Annotated in this window: 12 protein-coding genes; 2 read left to right on the top strand and 10 right to left on the bottom strand. The window is 38.9% G+C overall.

The window, feature by feature from the left end; translation table 11 throughout:
* Nucleotides 1-8: 8 nt before the first annotated feature.
* The 4 genes from tuaC to tarQ form a co-directional block, all read right to left on the bottom strand.
* The gene (tuaC, locus tag LWH95_RS00060; protein WP_232918662.1) at nt 9-1,178 is read right to left on the bottom strand and encodes a teichuronic acid biosynthesis protein TuaC; all 1,170 of its coding nucleotides are present in this window, start codon (nt 1,176-1,178) and stop codon (nt 9-11) included.
* Nucleotides 1,175-2,626: a teichuronic acid biosynthesis protein TuaB gene (gene tuaB, locus LWH95_RS00055; protein ID WP_029316911.1), complete on the bottom strand. Its 1,452-nt coding sequence runs from the start codon at nt 2,624-2,626 to the stop codon at nt 1,175-1,177. The genes tuaC and tuaB overlap by 4 nt, the downstream gene beginning before the upstream one ends.
* A 55-nt stretch (nt 2,627-2,681) precedes the next feature.
* On the bottom strand, nt 2,682-3,341 hold the full coding sequence (locus LWH95_RS00050) for a sugar transferase (RefSeq protein ID WP_003235493.1): 660 nt from the start codon (nt 3,339-3,341) through the stop codon (nt 2,682-2,684).
* A gap of 234 nt (nt 3,342-3,575) precedes the next feature.
* Nucleotides 3,576-5,480, bottom strand: coding sequence for a (poly)ribitol-phosphate teichoic acid beta-D-glucosyltransferase TarQ (gene tarQ / locus LWH95_RS00045; RefSeq protein WP_232918661.1), 1,905 nt, complete (start codon nt 5,478-5,480; stop codon nt 3,576-3,578).
* A gap of 495 nt (nt 5,481-5,975) precedes the next feature.
* Between tarQ and tagU the strand changes: the two genes are divergently transcribed.
* Nucleotides 5,976-6,896: a polyisoprenyl-teichoic acid--peptidoglycan teichoic acid transferase TagU gene (gene tagU / locus LWH95_RS00040; protein ID WP_232918660.1), complete on the top strand. Its 921-nt coding sequence runs from the start codon at nt 5,976-5,978 to the stop codon at nt 6,894-6,896.
* Nucleotides 6,897-7,183: 287 nt separating this feature from the next.
* Here the strand turns inward: tagU and LWH95_RS00035 are convergent, their stop codons facing one another.
* The 3 genes from LWH95_RS00035 to wecB all read right to left on the bottom strand — a co-directional run bounded on the left by LWH95_RS00035 (nt 7,184) and on the right by wecB (nt 10,637).
* Nucleotides 7,184-8,674, bottom strand: a complete 1,491-nt coding sequence (locus tag LWH95_RS00035; RefSeq protein WP_003235498.1) for an N-acetylmuramoyl-L-alanine amidase — start codon at nt 8,672-8,674, stop codon at nt 7,184-7,186.
* A gap of 278 nt (nt 8,675-8,952) precedes the next feature.
* Nucleotides 8,953-9,258, bottom strand: coding sequence for a CalY family protein (locus LWH95_RS00030; RefSeq protein WP_232918659.1), 306 nt, complete (start codon nt 9,256-9,258; stop codon nt 8,953-8,955).
* A 236-nt stretch (nt 9,259-9,494) separates the two neighbouring features.
* On the bottom strand, nt 9,495-10,637 hold the full coding sequence (wecB, locus tag LWH95_RS00025) for a non-hydrolyzing UDP-N-acetylglucosamine 2-epimerase (protein ID WP_232918658.1): 1,143 nt from the start codon (nt 10,635-10,637) through the stop codon (nt 9,495-9,497).
* Nucleotides 10,638-10,840: 203 nt separating this feature from the next.
* Here wecB and galU point away from each other — a divergent pair, with 203 nt between their 5' ends.
* The gene (galU, locus tag LWH95_RS00020) at nt 10,841-11,719 is read left to right on the top strand and encodes a UTP--glucose-1-phosphate uridylyltransferase GalU (RefSeq protein ID WP_029316912.1); all 879 of its coding nucleotides are present in this window, start codon (nt 10,841-10,843) and stop codon (nt 11,717-11,719) included.
* A gap of 38 nt (nt 11,720-11,757) precedes the next feature.
* Here galU and tagH read toward each other — a convergent pair whose 3' ends face one another.
* The 3 genes from tagH to LWH95_RS00005 form a co-directional block, all read right to left on the bottom strand.
* The gene (gene tagH, locus LWH95_RS00015) at nt 11,758-13,341 is read right to left on the bottom strand and encodes a teichoic acids export ABC transporter ATP-binding subunit TagH (RefSeq protein WP_232918657.1); all 1,584 of its coding nucleotides are present in this window, start codon (nt 13,339-13,341) and stop codon (nt 11,758-11,760) included.
* A 19-nt stretch (nt 13,342-13,360) separates the two neighbouring features.
* A complete protein-coding gene (gene tagG, locus LWH95_RS00010; RefSeq protein WP_232918656.1) occupies nt 13,361-14,188 on the bottom strand; it encodes a teichoic acids export ABC transporter permease subunit TagG in 828 nt (275 codons plus the stop codon).
* Between the two features lie 174 nt (nt 14,189-14,362).
* A partial coding sequence (locus LWH95_RS00005; RefSeq protein WP_232918655.1) for a CDP-glycerol glycerophosphotransferase family protein occupies nt 14,363-15,685 on the bottom strand: 1,323 nt, incomplete at its 5' end.

Below are 15,685 nucleotides of genomic sequence, written 5' to 3'. Positions count from 1 at the left end.
TCTTACGATTAAACGGACGTTTTCATGACCGTCTGATACTGATGATGCAAGGCCTTGGCATTTTTTCCGGCGTCAAATTGCGCCTGCACGATTTCATACAAATCATCTGCAACTTCCGGTTTCCATATTTGCTCATGTTCGTACAGAGTGATCGCTTCCGCCAAGGCTTGAGCAGATTTCGGTTTAATCAGCAAATGCTGATGCTTTCCGAATAATGATGCCACACCGCCAACATCTGTACAGATGACAGGAACTCTTAGTGCCAGCGCCTCAATCACGACAGTCGGCATCCCCTCACTGTAAGAAGGAAGCACGAACATGTCTGCCGCAAGCAAATAGTCTCTTACCTTATGATTGGGCACTTGACCTGTGACGATATGTCCCTTCTGGATCAGCAATGATTTTGCAGGACCATCCCCGACAAAGACTGCCTTAGGAGGTTCCTTCAACGACTCGATGGCTTCAGACAGTTCAAAAATGCCTTTCTCCCTGACGAGCCGTCCTACATAGACCGCCAGACGCTGATCGAGCGGAAGCCCGAGTTTTTTTCTGATTTCTTCTTTTGTTTGCTCATTCTCCTGAAAGCGGCTCAGCTGTATGCCGATCGGCAGAACCGAGCTGTCAAAGCCGGAAAGCGTTTTGGTTTCTTCCTGGAGCTTGTGGCTGACTGCTAAAACGGCTGACGCGGAACCAACCGCACGATTGAAGGCTTTAAACGCCCCTTTGCTGTAATGCGGATAGACATTCACATCACTGCCGTGCAAGGTCAGAACATAAGGAATTCGCTCTGACTCCGACACGACTGCCGCAGCCCCGCCCGATGGCATGGCAAAATGCGCATGGATCAGATCCGGATGGATGTCGCGCTGTTTCATCGTTTTTAAAACGGCTGATGCGATTCTCCGGTGAGGCTGAGCCCACTTCAGCTGGCCGGGAACTGCTCGATAGAAAGGCCGGTGAACCGGTACCCCCTTCCTAATCTCATACTCCGGTCTGGCATCCTTTTTTCGATATGCCTTTTTCAGCGTGCGGACAGGGGCCGAATGAAAAGGCCTTGGGCATATCACGGTGATATCTAGCCCGAGTTTTTGCAGCTCTTGCACCTGTGTCTCATGAAACACACCCTCACCGGGTTTCAGACTGCTCGGATATACGCTTGTGATCCACAAAATCTTCATGACAAACGTCCTTTTCTTAGTAGTTTGCTTTTCGTTTGAGGGTACGCTTTTACCAAAAGAAAGAGATAGCACAGCGCCCCGGCCGCCACTGAAATGGCCAGTCGCATTTCTGCCTGCAGACTGAAGTGTTCTGTACCTAGACTTACACCAAACGCGATGATACCCATCGCGGCTGTGATCAGAAACGGCTTCATAATAGACTGGAAATAAGCCGAAAGGTTAAGCTTAATGACATATGACAGGAGCCAGCGCCCGATCAGGAAATTGAAAACGCTGATGATGGCATATACCCATGCGACTGTCTGCAGATTTCCCGTTTGTACAGCTGCAAACAGTGACAAACCGTAAAGCAGCAGCACACCGGAATCCCAATAAAACGCTAAATCCGCTCTTCCTTTAGCAAGAAGTACAGATCCATTTGGATTCATGAGTACTCGAAGTATCCCGACAATGGCCAAAACATTTAGAACCGGAACAGCAGCAAGCCATTTTTCTCCAAATACCGCTGCGATAAAGGCGTCTGACACAGACACAAGCCCGATTAACAGAGGAAACGACACTAGCGCCAGCATTTTTGTCATATTCAAAAATCCTTCTCTGATCACGCTGTTTTCATATTTGTTTTTTGCGAAAACAGGGAATGCCACCCGTGTCACAATCGGATTGATCTTCAAAACCGGAATGGTAACAATCTGGTAAGCAAGGTTATAAATCCCCAACGCTTCAGCACCGATAAACCGTCCGATCAAAATCATATCGATATTCGCTCCCAGCCTGTTCACAAGACGGGATGAAAGCTGAAAGGCTCCAAAGGAAAAGAACTCCTTCATTCCCCTCAAGTCAAAAACAAAAGCGGGGTGCCATTTTTTCCGGTATACGGCCCAATATAAAAGCCCTTTACTGGACTGCAGCAGCACTTGAGAAATGACGTATGCCAAAATCGCATCCATCATAAAAACCGCTATCGCTAAATATCCGAAGGACAATACATTTGAAAAAATCTCAATTTTACTTAACGTATTAAAATGCAGCTGCTTTTGCAGCATATACTGATACTGCTGTCCGATTGGCGCAATTAAAAACATAATCGCCAAAATCCGAATCAGAAACACCAGCTCTTCCCTTTGATAAAATCCCGCAATGACGGGACTGCTCACATATAAAAGAACAAACAGCAAAACGCCGGTCATAATATTAAGCCAATACAGTGTTGACAGTTGTCGCTCCGTCGCATCATCTCTCTGAATTAACGCTGCGCCAAAACCCATATCAAGCACAATCTGGGCGAATACTGTAACCGTTGTGATCATGCCGACGAGTCCAAATTCCGTTAAGGTCATCATATTTCCTAGCAGAGCAAACTGAACAATTTGTATGATTGTAATACACATGGTTGAAATACTTGTCCACTTTGCCCCGCTCATGATTTGTTTTGTAATACTTGGCATCATATTCCCTACTTCTTTTTAAGCTCAGATTGATGGTGAATGCAGGCATTCAGTTTTATCTTGCACCATCACCTGTCCAGACTACTTTACAAGTTTTTAACATAATTTTTAATTCTAAAGTGAAAGTCAGATTGCGAATGTAATATAAATCAAATATCAGCTTTTCCTTCGGCGTCATATCGTAACCGCCGTTCACCTGAGCCCAGCCGCTCAATCCCGGTTTAACAGCCAGACGCTGTGTAAAGCCTGGAATTTCATTCTGGAATTTTTCCGTAAACACGGGACGTTCCGGACGAGGGCCAATCATACTCATATCGCCTTTCAGCACATTAAATAGCTGAGGAAGCTCGTCAATTCTCGTTCTTCTGATAAAAGCTCCGATCCTTGTCACCCGCGGATCTTGCTTCTGCGCCCAAACAGCCCCGGACTTCTCGGCATCTATTTTCATGGAACGAAGCTTATAAAGCTTAAATGGTTTTCCGCCTTTCCCTACGCGTTCCTGCGTATAAATGGCAGGCCCCGGCGTCTCCAAACAAATCAATATTGAAAATACCGCAATCATTGGCAGCGCAATCGCCAATCCAATGAGCGCAAACCAAATATCCATTACGCGCTTTACTGCCAAATAACGAGTCGTCTTTTCAGATAATGTAAAAGAATTTATTTGCTGAACTGAGAATTCACGACTCACATTCATGCTTTTCTCTGCACTCACTGACACACACCTCACGATTTGTTTGGGATGTTATGATGACCTATGCCAGTCAGTTTAGCAGACGGATGTTAATTGGATGTAAATGGTATGTTAAGAAGTGTGAATTTGTTATTTTTTCTGACATTTAATCGTAAACTTTTTATTGTTTTAGACACTTTTTTTAAAAATTAAGCATATTGTATAAAAAAAGAGACAAACCATTTTACAGATTTGTCTCTTTTCGCTGCGAGGCATTTAATATTGAAAATAAAATTTTGATTTAGATGTTAACAGCTTATATTGAACCTCAACCGTTTTACTAAAGAATAACATGGATTTTCGTTCCACGCTCTTTGTGTCCAGGATAATTGCTTGATTATCCACTTTTGCACTGATTTTATTTTGAGAAGTGTTTATCGCAAAATCAATTAATCGCTCTTTCTTTACATGAGCTAGCTGTTCAAGCAAACTCTGCATGTTTACCGTCAATTTCGTACAATTAGGCTCTAAATCAATGCGTTTTACCGGTAATGAGATTTCAGACTGTCCGGTATTCACAATGATTTTTGATTCATTCGGCAAACAGATTTGCTTATCTTTAAAAATAAATGATAAATCTTTTGATTCTGTTTCATAAGAAAGTTCAGCTTCTGTATATGCATGTTTCTTTATATCAATCGAAAGATTATCATAGTTCATTGTGAAGTATGGTCTGGCACTGTAGACAAACAAAGCGTTATGCCCTAAATACACCGTATTTGTTGAATACTTGTACGCAGCACGCTTGTTTCCTATTCTTGCCCTTAATTTATAGCCGTCTATTGACGATTCAATAAAGAAATCCCACACGCCTAAATCTTCTTCAGCAGATGCCAGTTCATCAAACTTGCACTCAAATGTAAATGTTGAATTTTCATATGATGCCGGCGAAATGTACTTTTCCGCCTTTGTATCGCGATGAACAAATACTCCCGTCAGAGATTGATTATTATTCGTTTCATCATTGACCAATTTGTGTTTAATGGTTCCTTGAATGTTGAGGCTGTTATCGCTAAATTCAATATTCTGCAGATAATGTTCAAGCTTATTTTTATAATTCACTTTTAACAGTTCTTCAGAAATTGGATACCGCTCCAAGCTCGGATAACGTGCAATTAACTCCCCATTACTTACAGTACAGAACTTTTTAATGTCCTGTTCCTCCCGCTCAAACTGGGTTAATCCTTGCAAATCATTATTCCGAATAAACAGCAGCCGCAATTTGATATGCGGAAGCACAAATTGATCAGCCTCTTCAGGTACTGCATGAATAAATGATGACAAGTATTTAAACCATTCAGCTCTTTCTTCGTCGGTTTTCATTTTAATCGTAACATTTTTTGTCCGGGAAAAATCAAAATGCCTGTTTAAAAATACTGCCATCAGCTTAATTTTTCTCGCTTCTTCCAGTTCACTTGCCTTGATAGCAGAGATAATATCTTCCATTGCTCCATAAAAGTTCTCTGGAGGAACATAAGCAACACTCATATGTTCACCGTCTCTTTTGACCAGATAGTAATAATCATAGTCAGCTGAAACAGAAATCTTCTTTGCTTTCAAATAAGCGTTCATTGTGAAGACTTGATCTTCCGCTGCTTTTATGTGAGTAGGGAAGGTTATTTGATTTTCCTTTAAAAGTGAGGCTTTAAACAGTTTTTGGGGTCCCAATGTAAAAACAATTTTGGAATCGACCAAATCAACATCCGGGTTCGTTTCCTTAAACATTGATTTGGGAACACCTCTGCCGTTTATCCCTTTTAACTTTCCTAAAGTAATATCTGATTGATTCTCTTTTGAGAAATTATACCACCTTAACAATGCTTCATTGCCTATATAGTCATCGGAATCAACAAATAGAATGTATTCACCCTGGGCAATTTTTATTGCATCATTTCTCGGAGCACCTGGACCACCTGAATTTACCGTTCTTTCAACAACAACAATATTGTCATATTTCTTTTTATATTGATTCAAAATGTCTAAAGATGAATCTGTAGATTTATCATCGACACATATAATCTCATAATCCTCTTTTGGCATCGTTTGATTAACTAAGCTGTCAAGACATTCGGAAATAAGATCTTCTGAATTATATACAGGGATAACAATGCTTATTTTCATCGATTACCTCACTACCCTAATGGTTCGGTTATATTTTTGCCTGATAATTATATCAAAAACATCTGTCAATAAGAATAGGCCTGACCTTAAATTTTGTTAAACTTTTACATAGCATGTGTAGTTTTAAATTTTTCCTATCAATGTCTCTTTACTACAATTGTATTTTCACCGGCAATTTTCCTATTTTCTTCATTCGCCTATTTCCTTCTGTCCACTTTTGTCTTTGAACTTAATCAGTTTTCAGCTATTTAGTATACACTAACAAACTTACAGCATGTAGGTCATCGAATTATCGATTTTAATTTCCTATCTAATCTTTCAAGTGTATTTTAAAACTTTTTTCAAAACAACGAAAAATTTTTGCGGATTTTCTTAAAATACCGAAACATTTGTTACAAGCAGCCGTCTATTGTAAAGAATCAGACAAATTTTAGTTGTTTTCAAATATTAAGAAACTTATAATCTTACTAGATTACAAAAAAGCGAGGACTTTATATGAGAGCTGAAAAAAGAAAGAAAAAAAGAAAAGCGTTACTTGTCATTTTAGCCATTGTGGCCGTATTTGTGCTCGGAACAGGCGGCTACGCATACTACTTATGGCATAAAGCAGCTTCAACCGTGGCAAGTATTCATGAAAGTATTGATAAATCTAAAAAGAGGGATACTGAGGTCAACATCAATAAAAAAGATCCGTTTTCCGTCTTAATCATGGGTGTGGATGAACGCGACGGCGATAAAGGCCGTGCCGACACGCTCATTTATATGACCGTTAACCCAAAAACGAATACAACTGACATGGTCAGCATTCCGCGTGACACATATACAAAAATTATCGGGAAAGGCACAATAGATAAAATCAACCATTCATACGCATTCGGCGGTACGCAGATGACGGTTGACACGGTTGAAAACTTCCTCGATGTTCCGGTTGATTATTTTGTGAAAGTGAACATGGAAAGCTTTAGAGACGTTGTTGATACACTTGGTGGCATCACAGTAAACAGTACATTCGCGTTCAGCTATGACGGTTATTCGTTCGGCAAAGGAGAAATCACGCTGAACGGAAAAGAAGCGCTCGCCTATACCCGGATGAGAAAAGAAGATCCGAGAGGCGATTTCGGCCGCCAGGATCGCCAGCGCCAAGTGATCGAAGGAATCATTAATAAAGGCGCAAATATTTCTTCTATCACGAAATTTGGAGATATGTTTAAAGTCGTTGAAGATAATGTGAAAACGAACTTGACCTTCGATGACATGTGGGATATCCAGTCCGACTACAAAGACGCGCGTAAAAAGATTAAACAGCACGAACTAAAAGGTACAGGCACGAAAATCAACGGAATTTACTACTACCAGGCTGATGAAAGCGCACTTTCCAATATCACAAAAGAGCTGAAGGAAAGCCTCGAAAATTAAAACAAAAAGAAGCTTCGCACAGTGTGTGCAAAGCTTCTTTTTGTTTTAGTTTTCTTGACTGTTTCACGTAGTTAAAACCAGAAAAATTCTCCTCTATATACCTGTTTAAATTCGATATCTGCAATCTTCTTCAACGAATGGTCACGTAAAACAAATTCATCTTTGCAAATAGAAAAGTTGATGTTAGAAGCGGTAGATATAGAACGTTTCTTTGAAATCTCTCTATAATAATAAGAAGATATATATTCTAATAAAAATAAAGCTTTTGAGTTTTTTCACATAAGCTTTTATTTATAGTAAGAAACTGTGCCGTCATATATAGCTTGGGCAGCTTTATCCTTATAAACCGACTGTTTTAGTTTACTTGCATCGGATGAGTTTGTAATAAAAGCAGTTTCAACTAAAACACTTGGCATTCTAGAATATTTAATAACATAGAAACCAGCTCGTTTCACTCCACGGTTCCTTGTTTTAAGATAAGTTGCAAGTTTAGGCTGAATTTGATCAGCTAATCTTTTGCTTTTCGTTGCCTGATAAGTTGTATCGTAAAACGTCTCACTTCCATTAGGAGATGAACTATCATTTGCATTTCCATGAATACTGATAAATAAATCTGCTTGAGTAGAGGCAGCCTTACTAACTCTTTCTTGTAGAGAATAAAAAGTATCATTAGACCTCGACATTACCGAAAGAGCACCAGAAGCATTCAGTTTCATATTGACTCTTTTCGCTATATCAAGGTTAATTTCTTTCTCGAGAAGACCGTTTGCGACTGCACCTGAATCTTGGTCACCGTGACCAGGATCGATAAAAATAGTTTCACCCACAACAGGATTCTTCAACTGATTAAAAACTTTAGTGCTAATAGCGGGGGGGGTTCCTATAACTGTAAAATTAGACGCATTTTCACTTCCTATGATTTTGCGAGTCCCGACAGATAAATTTTGACCATCTGTAACAATAAGAGATTGTTTATTCATAGCTGCTAATAGAGCCCCTACGATGGCGTCAGAATAACTGTATCCGTTACTTACGTATACCTTGCTCGTTGACAAATTAAGCTTCTGTACAATATTTGCAGCCAGCTCGTATCTATTTGATCCGCTGATCCTTGTTGGAGAGGGCAATTTTTTATTTACCGAGTTGCTAATACTTTTGGTACTTCCGACAATTATAGAACTTCTGATCTTCTTATCCTTGATCACTGCTGTTGTTGCACTGTTTATATAAGTTTTGTTTGTAAAAAGAATTGGAAAACCATTTTTCGCTGCGTAAGGGATAATTGCTGGAGCATCTTCATATAAGAATCCATTTAAAATAATAACCTTTGAAGGTGCGGTCATTGCTTTTGCCACTCTTGCAGATGTTTCAAACCGATTGCTTCCTGCTATACGTTTGATACTAATTCCCATTCTTTTAATCTGATTTGCAGTATTAGAAGAAACAACTGGTGTCCCACCTACTATAATTACATTTTTTGTACGCATATCTTTTAACCTTGTTTTTGTTTCATATGAAAGTTTGTCAGTAGTTGTGTACAAAAGCGGTGCATTCTTCTGATAAGCTAGAGGTGCCGCTACTATCGCATCTGCATATGCATTGCCACTGACAATTACTGCAGTACTGGCTGTTGAGTAAGTCTGCTTTGATATTTCAACCGCAGTCCCATATCTACTGTTTCCTCCGACTCTTTTAACCGAGTTATCAGCCAATGCTATTGGCACAAAAAGAATGAGTCCGAAAAAACACATTGACAGGACTTTTATATAAGAACGCAATTTATTCTCCTCCTTAAATGCCCTTAATAGGCAAAAAACAATCCCGCAGATTGAAAACAGCTACTTTATTAAATATCATCTAAATCAAGTAACTGGAACATCAATCGCAAGTGTATTCTATAAATTTAAGACTTGAATTCTTTTTTAAACACGTATCGATAATGAGAGTTTATCTATGAGCTTTCTTTAGTATGCAATATTTAAGTTTGTTGCTTTATTTTTCACAGCAAACAAACTCATTAATTGATATGACTTTAAAGTTTAAAATAATATCAAAGTTAATGAGTTTGTTGAATCTTTTTTAATAAAAGCTGACCCTTATTATTTTTTTCGTATTTAACAGTGACTTCATCACCACTATCTAGATTACTTACATCACTTATCGATTCGTCAGTAATATTCAGACTAATAGGTTCGCTATCTACGATCACTTCAATAGTGTGAGTATCTGCTAAACCCACAAAAACACCTTCTTTTGTCACGATGTTACTCTGCTCTGACACATCTTCTCCTTGGTTTTGATTATTAGTCCCACAACCTGCAAGTAGCAATATAAAGAACATTAAAACAATCCAATTTTTCATTTTTTCACCTCAATGTCTTTATCGTCACAATCTAAAGAAAAATTGAGAACATAGTAAAACTTTTTCAAAGCTCAATCGACTATCCCAAAATTTATTTCTTAATTAAAAAGGTTATAAATAATCCTTAATACTCTACAAGCTAATTGAAGCGCCCTTTATGATATTTTAAAAAAGTTTGAAGGAAATATAAAAAATTTAATAAAAAAAAGCTTCGCACAGTGTGCAAAGCTTCTTTTTTATTTTCCTGTAAATGAGTCCGGATGGTCTTGCCGATATCCGTAATGAAACAGCAATTCTTCCACGATCCGGCGCGAAGCCTCTCCATCTCCGTACGGATTAGAAGCGTAGGACATTTTCTGGTACTCATCATCATCAGTTAACAGCTGTTTTGCCAGCTGATAAATGTTTTCCTCATCCGTCCCCGCAAGCTTCAGCGTCCCCGCTTCCACTCCTTCAGGCCGTTCCGTCGTATCACGCAGCACAAGCACCGGTTTCCCGAGAGATGGTGCTTCCTCCTGCACGCCGCCAGAATCTGTCAAAATGAAATGGGATTTTGCCGCAAAGTTATGGAAATCAATAACTTCTAAAGGTTCAATCAGATGCACTCTGTCAGAATCCCCAAAATGCTTCTGAGCCGCTTCCCGGACAACAGGATTCAGGTGCACAGGGTAAACGACCTGTACATCTTTAAATTCCTCAACAATTCTGCGGATGGCCTTGAACATGTTTTCCATTGGCTCACCTAGATTTTCTCGGCGATGCGCGGTCAGCAGAATCATTTTATCCTCGCCCACCTGATCGAGGACAGGATGTGAATAGCCGTCCCTTACCGTTGTGCGGAGTGCGTCAATCGCTGTATTGCCCGTTACAAAAATGGAGTCTGTCTTTTTATTTTCTTTTAATAAATTGTCTTTCGCCTGGCCTGTCGGCGCAAAATGCAAATTAGCAATCGCACCGGTCATCTGGCGGTTGAGCTCTTCCGGAAATGGGGAATACTTATTCCCCGTACGAAGCCCAGCCTCCACATGGCCAACAGCAATTTGATGATAAAAAGCGGCTAGGCTTCCGGCAAATGTCGTCGTCGTATCACCATGGACAAGCACAATATCGGGCTTGATGTCTTTAAACAGCTCATCCAATTTCACAAGCGCGTTGGACGTAATCTCTGCCAGCGTCTGCCGCTCCTTCATAATGTTCAAATCGAAATCAGGCTTTATGTGAAACGCATCTAAAACCTGATCGAGCATTTGTCTGTGCTGTGCAGTGACCGTCACATAGGAATCTATTTCAGGATATTTTCTCAATTCAAGCACAAGCGGTGCCATCTTGATCGCTTCCGGCCTGGTCCCGAAAATTGTCATAACCTTTATTCTTTTCATTATTATTCACCTGTATCCTCTAAAATTTTAATTGTATAGATACGATTCTACATTAAATTAGATCCCGTTTAAATTGAAAATTACTATTTGCGTTTAAACTTGTTTAAAAATGCCTTATCCTATATGATTAAATGTGTGAAAATTATATTTCCGGGTAAAGAGAAATTAATTATAAATTTATTGATAAGGAAGGTGCTTTGACATTGAAAAAAGTACGTAAAGCCATAATTCCAGCAGCAGGCTTAGGAACACGTTTTCTTCCGGCTACGAAAGCAATGCCGAAAGAAATGCTTCCTATCGTTGATAAGCCTACCATTCAATACATAATTGAAGAAGCTGTTGAAGCCGGTATTGAGGATATTATTATCGTAACAGGAAAAAGCAAGCGTGCGATTGAGGATCATTTTGATTACTCTCCTGAGCTTGAAAGAAACCTAGAAGAAAAAGGAAAAACTGAACTTCTTGAAAAAGTGAAAAAAGCTTCTAACCTGGCTGACATTCACTATATCCGCCAAAAAGAGCCTAAAGGACTCGGACACGCTGTCTGGTGCGCACGCAACTTTATCGGTGATGAGCCGTTTGCTGTTCTGCTTGGAGACGATATTGTACAGGCAGAAACACCAGGGTTGCGCCAATTAATGGATGAATACGAAAGAACACTTTCTTCTATTATCGGTGTTCAGCAAGTGCCTGAAGATGAAACACACCGCTACGGCATTATCGACCCGCTGACAAGTGAGGGCCGCCGTTACCAGGTGAAAAATTTCGTTGAGAAGCCGCCTAAAGGCACTGCACCTTCTAACCTTGCCATCTTAGGCCGTTACGTATTCACACCTGAGATCTTCATGTACTTAGAGGAGCAGCAGGTTGGCGCCGGCGGTGAAATTCAGCTGACAGACGCCATCCAAAAACTGAATGAAATTCAAAGAGTGTTTGCTTACGATTTTGAAGGCAAGCGTTATGATGTTGGCGAAAAGCTCGGCTTTATCACAACAACTCTTGAATTTGCGATGCAGGATAAAGAGCTTCGCGAGCAGCTCGTTCCATTTATGGAAGGTTTACTAAACAAAGAAGAAATCTAAACAAAAAGGCTATTGGAGATTCATCCAATAGCCTTTTCTTATTTCGACATCAAGGTCAGCGTATGCTCTTCATTATCAACTGCAAAAACCAGATCAGCTGTATTTACAAGAAAACGATTCTTGCTGCTGTCATACAATACATCGCTGTCACTTAAAGATAGTGACACCGGAGTAACGGGAGAAATGTTATGAAAGATAAGCTCTGATGCTTTATCATTCTCCAGCACATAGCTGATTTTTTCATAACCAAAATCCAACGTTTTTCTGCCGTCAGCTGTATCTCCTTCAGTATATCCATTCAATTTCGATTGAATGCTGCCGCTGCTGTCTGCCAGGAATTTCAGGAAGTATTCATAGGAAGACGCTGCTGTTTGCGGAACATAAGGCGTAAAGGCCGCAGCCTGCAATTCAGCATGTTTCACGTTTGTTGCAACAGCGCTCTGTTTCACAAAATAAGACTGCCCGTCAAACTTTATTTTCGCTGCTTTTTTGCCTTTTGCAGCTACCGTCACCTCGGTACCGAATGGCAGTGTAACGCCAGCTTTCTGTTTCAAATCCTGGCCCTTATAAACAGTCACTTTTTCATCTGCTATAAAGCCTTGCTTATTGACTGCGGTTAATTGTTCCTCTGTCTTGCCCTTTGCATCGCCATGATGCTTCTTCACTTCATTTTGCGGAATCGCGCCAAACGAAGCAATTGTACGAAGCGGGGCATTAAAGAACATCGTTCCCGCCATGAAGACTGTCAGAATAGACAAAATAGCAATTTGAACAGCATTAGCCAGTGATTTCGGCTGTTTCTTCTTTTTGCGGAAACGGGCAAACGCTTCAGGATCTTCTTTCTTCCGCTCTTCCGTTTGCTCTTTTTTATATGTTTCTTTTTCTTTTTTCGACAGCTTATTAAACCAGTCAATAAACGCTTTGTACTCTTTGACAACAGTTTTTGTCTCATCAAACATACGAAGCTCGCCGTAGTGCATCCAAGCGACGCGGTCACACATCTTTTCAATCTGGCCGATGGAGTGGCTGACAAAAAATATGGTTTTTCCTTGCTTTTTAAACTCATTTATTCTGTCTACACACTTCTGATAAAACGTTTGGTCCCCTACGGAGAGCGCTTCGTCAATAATTAAAATGTCAGGGTCAATATGAACGGAAATCGCGAAACCGAGTCGCGATTTCATACCGCTGGAATAGTTTTTAACCGGCTGATTAATAAAATCGCCAATCTCTGCAAATTCAACGATACTGTCATACATGTCATCAATTTCTTTATTGGTTAACCCCATCATCAAACACTTGAGCCGGACATTGTCCCGGCCCGTCAGTTGATTATTTAAACCGGCAGCAATCGCAATCAGCGACGGCTGGCCGTTCATTTCAATTTCACCGCTGGTCGGCGGAATAATTTTAGCCAGCAGGTTAGACATGGTCGATTTCCCTGACCCATTTATCCCTACAAAGCCGATTGTCTCTCCCTCATACACGTCAAAGGAGACATTCCGCACAGCAAAAAAACCATTATCCTTAGCCGGAAAAAACAATCCTTTAATCTTGTCCGATTGTTTTTTATACAAATGATACTGCTTTGAAACATTTCGAAACGAAACTTTTAGTTTCATCGTACAATCTCCTTACGTATTAAAGAAAGTCAACAAACTTATCTCTGAATTTCATATGCAGGATAGAACCTACTAACAATAAAAGGAATGTGAACAGCCAAAAGTACAACGTGTACTTCATGTCTTGGAAAAACCATTTTCCGTCTAAGAAGCTGTTCCGGAATCCATCTATCAGATAATAAATTGGATTCAGCTTAAGCACAGGCAGAAGGTTCGGGTGATTTTTCCCGAGCTGCTCTGAGATATTCCAAAAAATCGGAAGTAAAAAGAACAATAATCTGGTTACGGCCTGCAGCAGAAATTGATAATCTCTGACAAGCACACTGATTGTAGAGTTAAACAAACTAAATGAAAACATAAATACAATCATGCAGATCAAATAGTAAATATATTGTATCCAATGCAAGCTAGGGTAAATACCGCTTGCTAAAAGGACAATGACATAAACACCCATCATTACAAAATAACTAAATAAATTTGAAGCAATCACGACAGAAGGAAGTGAACTTATCGGAAAATTCATTTTAGCGACCATATTGATCCGTTTAAACACACTGTTTGATCCATCAAGAATGGTCGGGCTAATAAAGAACCACGGAATCAACCCGGCCAGCATCCAAACAATAAAAGGCACTTCTCCGATACCTGTTATGATCGGCTTGCTGTTGCGAATCCCCATTCCAAATACAAACCAGTACGCCAGCATTTGAATGAGAGGATTTAAAAACTGCCATAATACACCAAGATAATTCATCTGATACTGAGACTTTGTCTCATACGAAGCCAAGCGCAAAATTAAAGGAAACGATGTCACTTGCTCTTTTACGATTCTTACTAATGCATTCATTGTTTATCTTCCTTAGACTTAAATGATTTTTTGGATCTTTCGGTTAAAGAAATTTGAAAGCACCGGTGAATATTGTAACAGATGTTGAGTTTTTTTTCACTTTTAAAATGTTGGGAGAAGTCCCACAGAACTTCTCCCAACATTTTGAAGTGTCAATATAGAGCAAAGCCAAACTCATTTAGCAACTTTACTATTGTCTAATTGCAAAATAGCATTATAAATACGATCCCTATTATTTTTATCAGTATATGCAAAAAAGTTATTTACTCTTTTTCTATACTTATCTTCCATACGACTATTATTTTTCATATAATAGATAACTTTATCAACTAAACTATTATGATCTTCTATTACATCACCAAAGCCCATTTTCTTATAATCATAGTAATCAAGTTTAAAATGGTATGACTTTTCGTATTGATAATAGATCACAGGTTTTTTCTTGTATGCAAAATCAAATGCAACAGATGAAAAATCAGTAATCATTATATTAGAAGAATTAAATAACATTTGATAGCTGCTATTATAATCTGCAAACTCTACATACTCATGCTTTTCAAAATCTACCATCTGTTGTTGAATGTCCGGGTGCGGGAAAAAGGTTATCTTATAATTATTATTCCTAGCAAATTCGATTAGCCGTTCGTCATTAATCAAGGCATTATACCTAGCAAAGTATTCACTTTCTTTAAATTTCGGATTGTACGGTCTTACTCCTTTTGCCTGATCTTTAGGTAATACAATATCTTTTCTCCATGTAGGCATTATTAGAAGCTGCTTTTCCCCTTCACTCTTCTTAAGATTATCGTATCTCGGAAATCCACCCAAAAAGATATTTTCTTTTTTATAATTGTAATTCCCTTTCACAATAGACCGATATTCAGGTTTCGCCGAAGTGACTAATAATTTGATATTCTTGCTGTATTTGTTTAACCATTCAGAATGATCCGCCATTGTTATTCCATGCTGTAAAAAGACAAACTCAAAATTAAATAAATCTCTAAAATAAATCTCCATATTGAAAAATGGATTTACAACCCATATATCTGCATGTGTCGATATTACCTTGGAAGAGGATAAGGTTAAAATTTTATGTCTAAAAGATCTGTATGGTATAACCTTTCCGTATTTTTTAATTCTGTCGTAATCCTTGCTATCTTTTTTTATTATAAAGTATTTTTTTACACCATCATTCTTATTGATTGCATATTTAAAGAGGTGCTCGGCATTATCATCAGCTTTATCTTGTCTATCTATGAATAACCACACTGGTTTTCTATTAAGAATAGTGAAAACATGGTGTGCCATTCTTGCCAGCATAGCTTTCTTAATAGCTGATTTTCGTTTCTTTGATTTACCCCCTGATTTATGAAGGGAATTTAAGAAACGCAACTCTTTTATAAATCTATTTTTAACATTATTTTTTTCGAACATTAATTTTTTATAATTATAATAAAAGATATAATCTTTTTTAGCTGCATAAGAATGATATAGATC

The organism is Bacillus sp. G16 (assembly GCF_021282335.1).
Classification (GTDB): Bacteria; Bacillota; Bacilli; order Bacillales; family Bacillaceae; genus Bacillus; species Bacillus inaquosorum.
The sequence above is the reverse complement of the archived record's forward strand: the minus strand, read 5'-3'. Positions and strand labels throughout refer to the sequence as shown.